Origin of the sequence: Umezawaea sp. (assembly GCF_036375055.1) — a bacterium.
Taxonomy (GTDB): domain Bacteria; phylum Actinomycetota; class Actinomycetes; order Mycobacteriales; family Pseudonocardiaceae; genus Umezawaea.
Genome location: NZ_DASUSQ010000028.1, coordinates 38,024 through 52,436, shown reverse-complemented (window position 1 = coordinate 52,436; position 14,413 = coordinate 38,024). Strand labels below are relative to the sequence as shown.

General features: G+C 71.1%; 11 protein-coding genes. 5 read left to right on the top strand and 6 right to left on the bottom strand.

Annotation, left to right across the window (positions count from 1 at the left end; translation table 11 throughout):
• Window positions 1-50: 50 nt before the first annotated feature.
• Window positions 51-2,372 carry an accessory Sec system translocase SecA2 gene (gene secA2, locus VFZ92_RS09560; RefSeq protein WP_330875471.1) on the top strand — a complete coding sequence of 774 codons (2,322 nt, stop codon included), beginning with the start codon at window positions 51-53 and terminating at the stop codon, window positions 2,370-2,372.
• Window positions 2,373-2,603: 231 nt separating this feature from the next.
• Here secA2 and VFZ92_RS09555 read toward each other — a convergent pair whose 3' ends face one another.
• The 5 genes from VFZ92_RS09555 to VFZ92_RS09535 form a co-directional block, all read right to left on the bottom strand.
• Entirely contained in the window at window positions 2,604-2,804 is a 201-nt protein-coding gene (locus VFZ92_RS09555; protein ID WP_330875470.1) for a hypothetical protein, read from the bottom strand.
• A gap of 132 nt (window positions 2,805-2,936) precedes the next feature.
• Window positions 2,937-4,055 (bottom strand): aromatic ring-hydroxylating dioxygenase subunit alpha, encoded by a 1,119-nt coding sequence (locus VFZ92_RS09550; RefSeq protein ID WP_330875469.1) that lies wholly within the window; start codon window positions 4,053-4,055, stop codon window positions 2,937-2,939.
• Complete coding sequence (gene solA, locus VFZ92_RS09545) at window positions 4,052-5,215, bottom strand: N-methyl-L-tryptophan oxidase (protein ID WP_330875468.1); 1,164 nt, start codon at window positions 5,213-5,215, stop codon at window positions 4,052-4,054. The genes VFZ92_RS09550 and solA overlap by 4 nt, the downstream gene beginning before the upstream one ends.
• 4 nt (window positions 5,216-5,219) lie before the next feature.
• Window positions 5,220-7,613, bottom strand: a complete 2,394-nt coding sequence (locus tag VFZ92_RS09540; protein ID WP_330875467.1) for an FAD-dependent oxidoreductase — start codon at window positions 7,611-7,613, stop codon at window positions 5,220-5,222.
• 205 nt (window positions 7,614-7,818) lie between these two features.
• Window positions 7,819-8,601, bottom strand: coding sequence for an IclR family transcriptional regulator (locus VFZ92_RS09535; RefSeq protein ID WP_330875466.1), 783 nt, complete (start codon window positions 8,599-8,601; stop codon window positions 7,819-7,821).
• 130 nt (window positions 8,602-8,731) lie between these two features.
• Here VFZ92_RS09535 and VFZ92_RS09530 point away from each other — a divergent pair, with 130 nt between their 5' ends.
• The 4 genes from VFZ92_RS09530 to VFZ92_RS09515 all read left to right on the top strand — a co-directional run bounded on the left by VFZ92_RS09530 (window position 8,732) and on the right by VFZ92_RS09515 (window position 13,196).
• Entirely contained in the window at window positions 8,732-9,049 is a 318-nt protein-coding gene (locus VFZ92_RS09530; protein ID WP_330875465.1) for a bifunctional 3-phenylpropionate/cinnamic acid dioxygenase ferredoxin subunit, read from the top strand.
• Entirely contained in the window at window positions 9,046-10,182 is a 1,137-nt protein-coding gene (locus tag VFZ92_RS09525; RefSeq protein ID WP_330875464.1) for an NAD(P)/FAD-dependent oxidoreductase, read from the top strand. The genes VFZ92_RS09530 and VFZ92_RS09525 overlap by 4 nt, the downstream gene beginning before the upstream one ends.
• Before the next feature lie 73 nt (window positions 10,183-10,255).
• On the top strand, window positions 10,256-11,737 hold the full coding sequence (locus VFZ92_RS09520) for an aldehyde dehydrogenase family protein (RefSeq protein ID WP_330875463.1): 1,482 nt from the start codon (window positions 10,256-10,258) through the stop codon (window positions 11,735-11,737).
• On the top strand, window positions 11,730-13,196 hold the full coding sequence (locus tag VFZ92_RS09515) for a GMC family oxidoreductase (protein WP_330875462.1): 1,467 nt from the start codon (window positions 11,730-11,732) through the stop codon (window positions 13,194-13,196). Before VFZ92_RS09520 ends, VFZ92_RS09515 begins: the two co-directional genes overlap by 8 nt.
• Window positions 13,197-13,460: 264 nt before the next feature.
• On the opposite strand, the gene VFZ92_RS09510 is transcribed toward VFZ92_RS09515, so the two are convergent.
• Window positions 13,461-14,387: a PHB depolymerase family esterase gene (locus VFZ92_RS09510; protein WP_330875461.1), complete on the bottom strand. Its 927-nt coding sequence runs from the start codon at window positions 14,385-14,387 to the stop codon at window positions 13,461-13,463.
• Window positions 14,388-14,413 lie beyond the last annotated feature (26 nt).

Sequence of the window (14,413 nt, the reverse complement as noted above, 5' to 3'; positions counted from 1 at the left end):
CGCACCCACCACACCGGGAACGCAACCGCCGTGCCGTACGTTTCGGCACCGTGACCACACTCATGGCACGGCTGAAGCAGCGGATGCGTCGGTTCGCACAACGCCCCGGCTCGGCCGACCTCACGCCCTACCGGACCCTGCTGACCGCCGTGAACACCCACGAGGAGCGCGTCGGCGCGCTCTCCGACGAGGAGCTCACCGCAGCGGCCCAGGAGCTGCGCGAACGCGAGGAGTTCGGCAAGGACGAACTGGTGGAGGTGTGCGCGCTGGCCAGGGAGGCCGCCGACCGCGCACTCGGCCTGCGCCCGTTCGACGTGCAGATCCTCGGCGCCCTCGGGCTCCTGGAGGGTCACGTCGTCGAGATGGCCACCGGTGAGGGCAAGACGCTGTCGGGCGCCATCGCGGCGGCCGGGTTCGCCCTTCGCGGCGACCAGGTGCACGTGGCGTCGGTCAACGACTACCTCGCCCAGCGCGACGCCGAGTGGATGGGTCCGCTCTACCGGCTGCTCGGCGTGTCCGTCGGCTGGCTGAGCCAGAGCTCGAAGCCGGAGGAGCGCCGGGCCGCGTACGAGGCCGAGGTCACCTACGCCGCGGTCAGCGAGATCGGCTTCGACGTGCTGCGCGACCGGCTCGCCGTCGACGAGGCCGACCGGATCGTGCCGCAGCCGAGGGTCGTGCTGGTCGACGAGGCCGACTCCGTGCTCGTGGACGAGGCCCGCGTGCCGCTGGTGCTGGCCGGGTCGACCGCGAACGAGGCCGCCGACCCCGTCATCGCCGACCTGGTCCGCAGGCTCCGCAAGGACCTGCACTTCGAGGTCGACGACGAGGAGCGCAACGTCTACCTGACCGGTGCGGGCTCCGAGGCGGTCGAGCGGACGCTCGGCGGCATCGACCTGTACTCCGACGAGCACGTCCAGACGACGCTGAGCAAGGTCAACGTGGCCCTGCACGCGCACGTCCTGCTGCACCGCGACATCGACTACATCGTGCGCGACGGCAAGGTCCACCTGATCAACGACACCCGCGGTCGCATCGCGCGGCTCCAGCGCTGGCCGGACGGCCTCCAGGCCGCCGTCGAGGCCAAGGAGTCCGTCGCGGCGACCGACTCGGGCGAGGTGCTGGACTCGATCACCGTCCAGGCGCTGCTGAACCGCTACCCGACGGTGTGCGGCATGACCGGCACGGCCGTGGCCGTCGCCGAGCAGCTCCGCACGTTCTACGACCTCGAGGTCCTGGTCATCCCGTCGAACCAGGAGTGCGTCCGCGAGGACGAGGCCCCCCGCCTCTACACGACGCTGGAGCTGAAGGAAGCGGCGCTGGTCAAGGAGATCGCGTCGGTCCACGAGACCGGCCGCCCGATCCTGGTCGGCACGCTCGACGTGGCCGAGTCCGAGCGCCTGTCGACCAAGCTGCGCGCGGCGGGCCTGGAGCCGGTGGTGCTGAACGCGAAGAACGACGCCGAGGAGGCGACGATCATCGCGGACGCGGGCTCGTTCGACCGCATCACGGTGTCCACCCAGATGGCCGGCCGGGGCACGGACATCCGGTTGGGCGGCCACGACGGCGAGGACCACGAGCGCATCGTGGGCCTCGGCGGGCTGTACGTGGTGGGTTCCGGCCGCCACACCTCCAGCAGGCTGGACGACCAGCTGCGCGGTCGCGCGGGCCGCCAGGGCGACCCCGGCGGCTCGGTCTTCTTCAGCTCGTTGCAGGACGAGCTGATCACCCAGTTCACCCCGGACCACGACGAACCGTCCGAGGTCGACGACGACGGCCGGATCACCGACTCGGGGACGCTGCACACGGTCGAGCACGCCCAGCGCGTGGCCGAGGGCGTGCACCTGGAGATCCACCGCAACACCTGGCGCTACAACAAGCTCGTGGAGCACCAGCGCGAACTCCTGATGGCCCACCGGAACAAGGTCCTCACGACCGACGCGGCCTGGGAGGAACTCGCGAAGCGCGCACCGGAGCGCGCGGCGGAGCTGAAGGACACCGTCGAGGAGGACGTCCTCGTCTCGGCGGCGAGGCTCATCACGCTGTACCACCTGGACCAGCGCTGGAGCGAGCACCTGACGTTCCTGACCGACCTGCGCGAAGGCATCCACCTCCGAGCACTGGCCCGCCAGAACCCGCTGGACGAGTTCCACCGCGAGGCCATCCCGACGTTCAACCGCATCGTCCCGGACTCCTGGGAAGCGGCCGCGGAAACGTTCACGGAAGCCAAGATCGGCCCAGAAGGAGCCGAACTAGCCGCAGCGGGGGTCAAGCGCCCGAACACGACCTGGACCTACCTGGTCCACGACAACCCGTTCTCCTCAGGCCTGGAAGAAACCTTCAAGGGCCTGGTCAAGATGGTCAAACGCCGCTGAGAAGCCCGACGAGAAGCCTGCCTCCCACCACCGGGGACGGCAGGCTTCTCGTTTCCACGACACCGGCAGGCACCGCCCTGACACCGTCCACACCACGCTGGGACCGGCACCCGAACGACACCGACCCCGAGCGGCACCCGAACACGACCCCCACAACCCCCCTCACCCGAACGCCACCCCACGTCACCCGTTCCGATCCCCCGGCGGTATCACCGCCGGGGCGACCGGATCTCAGGGGAACCGAACCACCGACGAGCCGATCCGCTTCTCCCCGGCAGGCTCGGCCTGCACGGGCATCATCGACCTCGACGTCACCGACAGGTGGGACTCGGTGAGCGCGCGGATCTCCGCCAGCAGGTCCAGGTGTTCCTGGGAGGGTGGGGGCCCGACGAAGTTCGAGTGGTCGTGGGCTGTTCGCTCAGCACGTCGCACGAGGTGCTGAATCCGTCGAATGAGTACCAGGTCTTCGTCCGAGACCTGCGAGCGCCGTTGCTCCATCACCAGAGCAGCGTTCACCCCCACCAGGGGGACGGTCCATCCCCTAGCCGAGCGAACCTCGGACCGTCACCCGAGTACCCGTTCGACCCAATCGTGAAACTGCCCGATGTGGTGTTCCGAGGGCACAAGTACACCGCCGTTGGCATAGGCGCGTGACGACATGGCGGGCTGGCATCGCTCACAGGCGTCGAAGTCCTGTTCGTTCACCCGGTGGAACAACTCGACCGAGCGGGAGACGTCGCGGCCTTCCGCCACCACCTGTGTGGCATACAGCCAATCGCACTCCACGATCGTGAGATCCGGCGCCATCGGGTACATCCGGTGGATGATCACGTGATCGGGCACGAGGTTGATGAAGACCTGCGGGCGGATGGTGATGGCGTAGTAGCGCCGGTCCTGGTCGTCGCTGACGCCCGCCAGCTTGTCGAACCCCTCACTGCCGTCCACGGTGAAGCCGCTGATCTCCGACCCGAACTCGGCGCCATGTCCCACGTAGTACTGAGCGGCGTACCCATCCGCGAATTCGGGCAGCACCTCGGTCAGTTCGGGATGGATCGTGGCGCAGTGGTAGCACTCCATGAAGTTCTCGATGATGAGCTTCCAATTCGCCTTCACCTCGTATCTGATGCGGCGGCCGACCTCTAGTTCGTCGATCTCGTAGCCGTCGATGGCGCTGAGCTCGCCAAGGCGCTCGGTGACGGCGTGCTGCACGGTGTCGGCGAAGGAGGGCGGGTCCTCCGCGAGGGTGATCCAGGCGTAGCCGAGCCATTCTCGCAGGTGCACCGCGGTGAGACCGTACTCGACGCGGTCGACGTCCGGCATGGACGTGAGGTTGGGCGCGGCGATCAGCTTGCCGTCCAGCCCGTAGGTCCAGGCGTGGTACGAGCACTGGAAGGCGCGCTTCACGGAGCCGGACTCGGTGGTGCACAGCCGGGCGCCGCGGTGGCGGCAGACGTTGAGGAACGCCTTGAGCGAGCCGTCGCGCGCGCGGGACACGATGACGCTCTCGCGGCCGACCACGACCGTGCGGAAGTCGCCGGGGTTCGGCACGTCCGAGCCGCGGACGGCGCAGAACCACATCCGCTCGAAGATGCGGGCCTGCTCGGCGGCGAAGACGGCCGGGTCGGTGTAGTAGTGGCCGGCCAGGGTGGAGATCAGGCTGCTCGGCTGCTCGGTCGCGGTCATCTCGTGGCCACCTTCTCGGCCGGGCCGGTCAGCCGGGCGGGGTCGAACAGGGCGATGGGGTGGTCGGTCGTGCCGTCCACGACGAGGTCGGCGACGATCTCGCCGACGACGGGCACGAACTTGAAGCCGTGGCCCGAGAAGCCGCACGCGACGACGACCGCCTCGTGGGCCGGGTGGCGGGCGATGACGAAGTGCTCGTCGGCGGTGTTGGTGTACATGCAGGTCGCGGCGCGCAGGAAGGTGCCGGGCAGGGTGGGCATCGCCCGGCCCACGAAGTCGGCCATCGCGGCGACCTCGTGGTCGTGCACGACGCGGTCGACGGTGTCCGGGCCGCACGGGTCGCCGCCGCGGAAGAACGCGACCTTCACGCCGCCGTCGACCCCGTTGTGCGCGGGGAAGCCGTAGAACTGGCGGCCCCCGTGGTTCTCCCAGATGTAGACGGGGTGCCGGTCGGGCAGGAACGGCTCGGCACCGCCCGCCGGTTCGAACCAGTACTGGACCTGGCGCTCGATCACGAACGGGACGCCGAGGTCGGCGAGCAGGACGGGTGCCCACGCGCCGGGGCAGATCACCAGCTGCCCGGCGCGGTGGGTGCCCTTCGACGTCACCACCTCGACCCCGCCGTCAGCGGTCCAGGACAGCACCTCCTCCTCGAAGCGCAGGTCGGCACCCGCCCTGGTCGCGAGGTCGAGGTGCGCGCCGACGCTGGTCTCCGGGACCACGAGCCCGGCGCCCGCCTCGTAGAGGGCGACGTCCTCGTCGGTGGGTCGCATGGTCGGGAAGCGGCGGCGGATCTCGGCCGCGTCGAGCAGCTCGTGCGGCAGGTCCCACTCGCGCGCGGACCGCAGGCTGCCGGAGACCGTGCGCGACTCCGGCCGTCCGACCATGATCCCGCCGACCCGGTGGAAGACCTCCCGCCCGGAGTCGGCCTCGACCTGGTCCCACATCTCGTGCGCGCGCAGCAGCAGCGGCACGTACGCGGGGTCCTCGAAGTAGGCCTGGCGGGTGATGCGCGACCCGCCGTGGCTGGAGCCCCGCGTGTGCACGGGCGCGAACCTCTCCAGGCCGAGCACGCGCAGGCCGCGTTCGGCGAGGCGGTACGCCGCGGCGCTGCCCATCCCGCCGAGGCCGATCACGATGACGTCATGGGTGTCCGGCACGGCGTCAGCTCCTCAACCGGGTCATCTTCGGGTCGAACAGGGGTTCCTCGGCGACGACGGCGGGCACGCGCTCGCCGAAGTACTCGACCTCCACCGCCCGGCCGGGCTCCGCGTGCTCGGCGGGCAGCCACGCGTAGGCGATGTTCACGCCGGTCGTGTAGCCGTAGGCTGCGCTGGTCACGTACCCGGCGGGAGCGCCGTCGACGTGCACCGGCTCGTTGCCGAGCACCACGGCGTGCGGGTCGGCGATGGTCAGGCAGGTCAGCTTGCGGGTCTGGGTCCTGGCGGCGAGGGCGTCGCGGCCGACGAAGTAGCCCTTGTCCATCCGCACCGCGAACCCGACGCCCGCCTCGTAGGGGTCGTGCTCTGTGGTCATGTCCGTGCCCCAGGCCCGGTAGCCCTTCTCCAGCCGCAGGCTGGCGAACGCGCCGCGCCCCGCCGCGATCACGCCGTGGGCCCGCCCCGCCTCCCACAGCGTGTCCCACAGCTCCCGGCCCAGGTCGGCCGTCGTGTACAGCTCCCAGCCCAGCTCGCCCACGTAGGACAGCCGCAGCGCGGTCACCGGCACGTTGCCGACGAACGCCCGCTGCGCCTTGAAGTAGCCGAGCCGGGTGTCCAGTGTGGAGACCGGCTCGACCAGGTCGCGGGCCAGCGGGCCCCAGAGGCCGACGCAGCAGGTGCCCGCGGTGGTGTCGCGGACCTGGACGCTGCCGCTGCCCGGCAGGTGCCGGGTCAGCCAGTCCAGGTCGAGGTTGCCGTTCGCGCCGACCTGGAACCGGTTCTCCCCCAACCGCGCCACGGTGAGGTCGCTGCGGACACCGCCGTCCTCGCCGAGCAGCAGCGTGTAGGTGACCGCACCGGGTTTGCGGGCGAGGTTGTTGGTGGTCATGGTCTGGAGGAAGTCGAGCGCACCCGGTCCCGTGACCTCCAGGCGCTTCAACGGGGTCATGTCGAACATCGCCACGCGGCTGCGGGTGACCAGCGCCTCGGCGCCCGCGATCGGCGACCAGAAGCGGGACGCCCACTCGTTGCGCGCGGGGACGTCCGCGACCTCGGGCAGGTCTGCGTTGGCCTCGTACCAGTGCGCCCGCTCCCAGCCCGCGCCCTCGAGGAACACCGCGCCGAGCGCCTGCTGCCGTTCGTGGAACGGGGTGGTGCGCAGCGGACGCGGGTCCTCCAGGGGCTGCAACGGGTGCAGGACGTCGTAGACCTCCACGAAGTTCTGGCAGCTGCGCTTGCGCACGTAGTCGGGCGCGAGCTGCACGTCCTCGAACCGGTTGAGGTCGGCGGAGTGCAGGTCCTGCTTCGGCTGGCCGTCGACCAGCCACTCCGCGACGGCCCGCGCGACGCCCGCGGAGTGCGTGATCCACACGGCTTCGGCGACCCAGAACCCGTCCAGGTCGGGGTGTTCGCCGAGCAGCGGCATCCCGTCGGTGGTGAACGAGAACAGGCCGTTGATGCCGTCGTCCACCTTGGACTCCGCCAGCACGGGCAGCAGGTCGACCGCGGCGGCCCACGAGTCCTCGAAGTCCTCCGGCGTGAACAGCCGCTCGGACGCCATCGACCTGGTGAACCGCGGGTCGCCGATCTCGCGCGGGTCGATCGGCATCGGCCGGTGCCCGTAGGCGCCGATGCCGAGCCGGTCGCCGTGGCCGCGGAAGTACAGGTCGGCGTCCTGGTGGCGCAGGATCGGGCCGCCGACCTCGCCGGTCGGCAGCGCCGTGGTCCTCGCGTACTGGTGCGCCATCGGCACGAGCGGGACGACCAGGTCGACCATGTCCCCGAGCAGCGGCCCCCACATCCCGGCGCACGACACCACGACGTCGGCCTTGACCGTGCCGGTCTCGGTGGTCACGCCGGTGACCCGCCCCGCGGCGCGCTCGACGGCGGTGACCCTCTGGTGCGGCACGAACCGCGCTCCGCGCGCGATGGCCCGTTCCGCCTGGGCCCGGGCCGCCGCAACGGGTTTCGCGAGCCCGTCGGTGGGGATGTGGAACCCGCCGAGCACCTTGGTCGCGTCGAGCAGCGGGTGCAGCGCGACGCACTCCTCCGGCGAGACCAGCGACGTCCGAACGCCCCACGAGGTGGCCCAGCCGTGCCGCCGCTTCAGCTCGGTCAGCCGCTCCGGCGTGGTCGCGACCTCCAGACCGCCCACGGCGTCGAAGCAGCCGAGTTCGCCGTACTTGCGCGCGGTGTAGCTCGCGAACTCGGTCATGGTCTTGTTGCCCGTGGTCTGGAAGACCAGCCCCGGCGCGTGCGAGCTGGACCCGCCCGTGGCGAACAGCGGCCCCTGCTCCAGGACCGTGACGTCGGTCCAGCCCCGCTCGGTCAGCTCGTCGGCCAGCGCGCACCCCACGATGCCCGCGCCGACGATGACCACCCGTGGACGACCCGCCATCTGTGCCCTCCCACCGGAGTTGCGTAAGGCGCTGGGTGTTCCGCCTTCTGCAACAAGCTGCGCCCAGCGCTCCCCGATGTCAATCCCTCCATCCGAGTAGTTCCAGGCCCGGACCGTGGCGTTCGGCCGCTACTCGCAAGTAATGGGACAAAACGACAAGAACCCCGTCTCACCACGTGAAACGGGGTTCAAGATCGTCGCGGGACTAGTCGGCGAAGTACCCGAGCTGCGCGGACAGCTCCGAGGCGCAGTCCGCCATGGGGGCCACGATCTGCCTCACCCGCTGCCGCGACAGCCGGTAGGACGGGCCGGAGGCGCTCATCGCGGCGATCACCTCGCCACGCTGCCCCCTGATCGGCACGGCCACCGCGTGCAGGCCGAGTTCCAGCTCCTCGTAGCAGGCCGCGAAGCCGTCGACCGCGATCCGGTCCAGCTCCCCGGCCAGCTCCTCCGGCTCCACGACCGTGCGCGGCGTGTACCGGTCCAGCGGCAGGCCGAGGAGGCGGTTGCGCTCCTCGGGCGGCATGAACGCGAGCAGCACCTTGCCGCTGGACGTGGCGTGCAGCGGCGTGCGCTGGCCGATCCAGTTCTGCGCGCTGATCGCGGCCGACCCCCGCGCCTGGGTGATGTTGATGGCGACGCCCTGGTCCGCCACGGCGATGTTCACCGTCTCGCCGAACTCGTCCGCGAGCGTTTGGCACGTCGGCTGCCCCAACTTGGTGAGGTCCATGCGTCCGGTCGCCGCGCCCGCGAGCCGGACGATCCCGAAGCCGATCGCGTACTTGCCCCGTTCGCCGAGCTGCTCGACGAGACCGCGGGACTCCAGCACGCTCACGAGTCTGGACGCCGTGGACTTGTGCACACCCAGCTCACCAGCGATTTCGGTGATGCCCGCTTCGCCGTGCGCCAGCATCTCCAGCACGCTGATGGCGCGGTCCACGGACTGGACCTGAGCCACCGTTCCCCGATCTGCGTCCGAGTTGCTCATGGCGCAACAGTAACCACTGGGTAAACCGGGCCTGGGCCAACCAGGCGAACCTCTTGACGGCGGACCCCGCCAGCCTCACATTTGTTGCGTTATCCAGGTCGTGTTCTGCATCGCGCAACGGAGGCGCCCCATGATCCGCGTCTGCACCGTCATCGACCTCCCTCCCGGCGAGGCGGTCCGCGTCGTGGCGCACGTGCCCATCGCGGTGTTCAACGCCGAGGGCGAGCTGTACGCCGTCGACGACACCTGCACCCACCAGGACGCCTCCCTCGCGGACGGCTGGCTGGAGGACTGCCGGGTGGAGTGCCCGCTGCACGCCTCCTCGTTCGACCTGCGCACCGGTCTGCCCAGCGGGCCGCCCGCGAAGAGGCCGGTCCGCACCTACCCGGTCGTCGTGCTCGACGGCGTCGTGTACGTCAACACCGAGGCCCAGCAGGACGTGGCGTGAGGACCATCGCGGTCATCGGTGCCTCGCTCGCCGGACTCCGGTCCGCGGAAGCGTTGCGCGCACAGGGTTTCGACGGCCGACTGGTCGTCATCGGCGACGAGCCGCACGAGCCGTACGACCGGCCTCCGCTGTCGAAGGACTTCCTGCTCGGCACGGCTGACCGCGCGTCGCTGGCGCTCGCCGCCCCCGACGCGCTGGCCGCCCTCGACGCCGACTGGCGGCTGGGCGTGCGCGCGGACCGGCTCGACGCCGCCACCCGCGAGGTCCACCTGTCCGACGGCTCGACCCTCACCGCCGACGGCGTGGTGGTCGCGACCGGCGGCGAGCCCAGGACGCTGCCCGGCACCCTCGCGCTGCGGACGCTCGACGACGCCGAGCGGCTGCGGGCCGCGCTGACCGGCGGCGCGCGCCGGCTCGTGGTGATCGGCGCGGGCTTCATCGGCGCCGAGGTGGCGTCCACGGCCCGCAGGCTCGGCCTCGACGTGACCGTGGTGGAGGTGCTGCCGATCCCGCTGGGGCGGGTGCTCGGGCCGGAGATCGGCGCGGTGTGCGGCGAACTGCACCTCGACCACGGCGTGCGGCTGCGCTGCGGCGTCGGCGTGGACCACGTGTCCCCGTCCGGTGTCGTGCTGACCGACGGGGAGGTGCTGCCCGCCGACCTGGTCGTCGCGGGCGTCGGCGCGCACCCCGCGACCGGGTGGCTCGCGGGCTCGGGCGTGGCGATCGGCAACGGCGTCCTGTGCGACCAGGGCGGTGTCACGAGCGTGCCCGGCGTGGTCGCGGTCGGCGACGTGGCCCGGTGGAGCGGCCAGCGGCACGAGCACTGGACCAGCGCCGCCGAGCAGGCGTCGGTGGCCGTGCGGAACCTGCTCGCGGGCACGACCGTGGAACTGCACGACCGGCCGGGCTACTTCTGGTCCGACCAGTACGGCGTGCGCATCCAGTTCATCGGCGAGACGCACCTCTACGACGAGGTCCGCTACGTCGACGGCACTCCGGCTGACCGCAAGTTCGCCGCCGTGTACGTGCGCGACGACGTGGTCGTCGGGGTGGTGGCGATGAACGACGCCCGGCACTTCACGCGGCTGCGCAGGCGGCTCGGGACGGCCCCACTGTCCACACCGGCCCCCTGAGGCCGGCTTGACAGGACCCTCCGCCTGCGGGAACGGTGAAACGATCAGTCCATCTCCCGAGGAGGCGACGCTCGTGTCGAAGCTGTACATCGACGGCCGGTGGGTCGGGTCGAGCAGCGGCGCCGAACGCGAGGTGATCAACCCCTTCGACCGGAGCGTGGTCGCCACCGTGGCGGAGGGCACGGCGGCGGACGCCAGGGCCGCCGTCGCCGCGGCCCGGCGCGCGTTCGACGACGGCGGCTGGTCGTCGACCAGTCCCGAGCACCGCGCCGCCGTGCTGAACCACGTGGCGGACCTGCTCGACCGGGCTAAGGAGGACATCGCCCGCACCGAGACCCTCGACACCGGCAAGACGCTGGTGGAGAGCAGGATCGACGTCGACGACGTGGCGGCGGTGTTCCGCTACTACGGCAACCTGGCGGGCGCGATCCACCCGCGCGTCGTGACCGGCGCGGGCCCGGACGTGATCAGCCGCGTCGACCACGACCCCGTCGGCGTGTGCGCGATGATCGCGCCGTGGAACTACCCGCTGCTCCAGGTGTCGTGGAAGATCGCGCCCGCGTTGTTGGCGGGCAACACGTTCGTCGCCAAGCCGAGTGAGATCACGCCGCTGTCGACCATCAAGCTGTTCGAGCTCCTGGCCGAGGCCGGGGTGCCCGCGGGCGTCGCGAACCTCGTGCTGGGCACCGGTCCCGAGGTCGGCTCGGTGCTCGTGGAGAGCGACGACGTCGACCTGGTCTCGTTCACCGGCAGCCTCGCCGTCGGGCAGTACATCGCGCGGGCGGCGGCGACGTCGTTGAAGAAGGTCGCGCTGGAGCTGGGCGGCAAGAACCCGAACATCGTGTTCGCCGACGCCGACCTGGACACCGCCGTCGACCACGCCCTCACGGCCGCGTTCTTCCACGCGGGCCAGGTGTGCTCGTCGGGCACGAGGCTCATCGTGCAGGACCCGGTGTACGACGACTTCGTCGCCGAGGTCGCGCGCCGCGCCGACCTGGTCCGGCTGGGCAACGGGTTCGACGAGGCCTCGGAGAGCGGCCCGCTGGTGTCGGCCGAGCACCGGGCCAAGGTCGAGGGGTACGTGGCGGTCGGCCTCGCCGAGGGCGCGCGGCTCCTCGCGGGTGGCGAGCGGCCCTCCGAACCGGAGTTGCGGGACGGCTTCTTCTTCCGCCCCACCGTGTTCGCGGACTGCACCCGTGAGATGAGGGTGGTGCGGGAGGAGACCTTCGGCCCCATCATCACCGCCGAGCGCTTCAGCACGCGGGAGGAGGCGGTGTTCCTGGGCAACGACACCGAGTACGGCCTCGCTGGCGGTGTCTGGACGCAGGACCTGGAGAAGGCCCAGTGGGTCGCGCGCAAGCTGCGCCACGGCACCGTGTGGATCAACGACTTCGGCCCGTACCTGCCGCAGGCGGAGTGGGGCGGCTTCAAGCGGTCCGGCATCGGCCGCGAACTCGGGCCCAGCGGCCTGCACGAGTACTGCGAACCGAAGCACGTCTACCAGAACCTCAAGCCCACGGCCCAGAACTGGTTCGCGAGGAGCTCCGATGCCTGAGTACGACTACGTCATCGTCGGCGGTGGCACGGCGGGCTCGGTCCTCGCGGCCAGGCTGTCGGAGGACCCGTCGGTGACGGTGTGCGTCGTCGAGGGCGGCCCGAGCGACGTGGACGACCCGCGGGTGCTCGAACTGCGCAACTGGATCAACCTGCTCGGCTCGGAACTGGACTACGACTACCCCACCGTCGAGCAGCCGCGCGGCAACTCCCACATCCGCCACTCGCGCGCCCGCGTGCTCGGCGGCTGCTCCTCGCACAACACGCTGATCAGCTTCGTGCCGTTCCCGCAGGACGTGGCCTCCTGGGGGCCCGGCTGGGACTGGGACACGTTCGGCCCGTACTACGACAGGCTGCTCAACAACATCATCCCGGTGGCCGAGGCCGACCGGAACCCGATCGCGCTGGACTTCATCGCGGCGGCCAAGGCGGCGCTGGGCGTTCCGGAGGTCGAGGACTTCAACGCCAAGCCGTTCGCCGACGGCACCGGGTTCTTCTCGGTCGCCTACCACCCGGATACCGGCCACCGCTCCTCCGCGTCCACGGCGTACCTGCACCCGATCCTCACCCGGCCCAACCTGACCCTGATGCTGGAGACGTGGGTCTCGCGGGTGTCCTTCGTGGACGGACGGGCCGTCGGCGTCGACACGTCGGCGGGTGCCGTCTCCGCCCGCCGCGAGGTGCTGCTGTGCGCGGGCGCGATCGACACGCCCCGGCTGCTGATGCTGTCCGGCGTCGGCCCCGCCGCGGACCTGTCCGCCCTGGGCATCGACGTCGTGCACGACCTGCCGGGTGTCGGCGAGAACCTGCTGGACCACCCGGAGTCGGTGATCGTCTGGGAGACCGACGGCCCGATCCCGCTCAACTCGGTGATGGACTCCGACGCGGGCCTGTTCGTCCGCCGCGACGAGTCCGACCCCCGCCCGGACCTCATGTTCCACTTCTACCAAATCCCGTTCACCGCCAACACCGAACGCCTCGGCTACCCGGTCGTCGAGCACGGCGTGTGCATGACCCCGAACATCCCCCGACCGCACAGCGCAGGCCGGATGTGGCTCACCAGCGCGGACCCCACCGTGAAGCCGGCGCTGGACTTCGGCTACTTCACCCACCCGGACGGGTACGACGAGCAGACGCTGGTCGACGGGTTCCGCATCGCCCGCGAGATCGCCGCCCAGGAGCCGTTGAGGTCGTGGCTCAAGCGCGAGGTCGCACCCGGTCCGTCGGTGACGTCCGACGAGGACCTGTCGGAGTACGGCCGTCGTGCCGCGCACACCGTGTACCACCCGGCGGGGACGTGCGCGATCGGTTCCGTGGTGGACCCGTCGTTGAAGGTGATCGGGTTGGAGGGGTTGAGGGTGGTGGACGCTTCGGTGTTCCCGACGATGCCGACCGTGAACCCGATGGTGACGGTGCTGATGATCGGCGAACGAGCGGCGGACCTGATCCGCGGCGACTGATCCACCGGTGGAGCCTCCCCGCGCCGGGGGAGCTCCACGCGGCCGTCAGTCGAGGACGCGGTCGTGCCGGCGCGGTCCGCCTTCACCGCGCTCTGGTCGGCCGCCAAACCGGTCTGAGCCGTCCTCGCACCACCCGACGCCACGCACAACCTCGTGCAGCGTGATCTCTGCCGCCGCCGAACGCGGCTCGGCAGTCCGCGGACGCGGTGAGCACCCGCCCTCAGCGGTGCGGAGCCCCGGCACAGGGGCCCCGCACCGACCGGGCTAGCCGGCCAGACCCCACCCGTGCGCCAGGTGCCAGGCGGCGCAGGCGTTGACGTCCAGCACGTAGGCGCCCGCGGTTCCGCACTGCTGGGTGCCGGTGCCGGGGTCGACCGGCTGGCCGTGGCCCATCCCGGTGACGGTGTGCGTCTCCACGACGGCGGCCCCGGAGGCGTCGCGGTACACGGCGTGGGGGTGGCCTGCGACGGTGTCGGTCGTGTCGGCGACGGCGTCGGTGCCGAGGGCGTTGGTCCACTGCTCGACGAGTTCCCGCTGGTTGGCGACGGCGACGGTGTAGTCGGCCGTGCCGTGCCAGATGGTCACGGGCGGGCGGGTGCCGGAGAACGGGGTCGCGGCGCGGACCCTGTCGCCCCACTGCGCCGGGGTGAGGTTCTTGCCGGGGTTCATGCAGGTGTAGGCGTCGAGGACGGACGTGGCGCAGCCGAACGGGACACCGGCGACGACACCGCCGCCGCGGAAGGTCTCCGGGTAGGCGGCGAGCAGGACCGACGTCATGGCGCCGCCCGCCGACAGGCCGCTGACGTAGGCGGGACCGGCGGCCATCTTCGTGACCATCTGGGCGATGGACGCCACCTCACCCTGACCGCGGGTGGTGTCCGCCGCCTGGAACCAGGTGAAGCACCTGTTGAGGTTGTTGGCGGTCTGCTGCTGCGGCAGCAGCACGGAGAACCGGTAGCGGTCGGCCAGCGACACCCAGCCGGACGCGGTGCCGTAGCCCGCGGCGTCCTGGGTGCAGCCGTGCAGGGCGACCACCAGCGGACGGCCCGCGGGCAGGCCGTCGGGGACGTAGCGGAACATCCTGAGGTTGCCGGGGTTGGTGCCGAACCCGGTCACCTCGGTGACGGTCGCGGCGTGTGCGGACGGCGTCGTGGTCGTGAGCAGGATCAGGACCAGAGCGATGATGCGCATGCGGACCTCCTTGTCCGCACCTCACG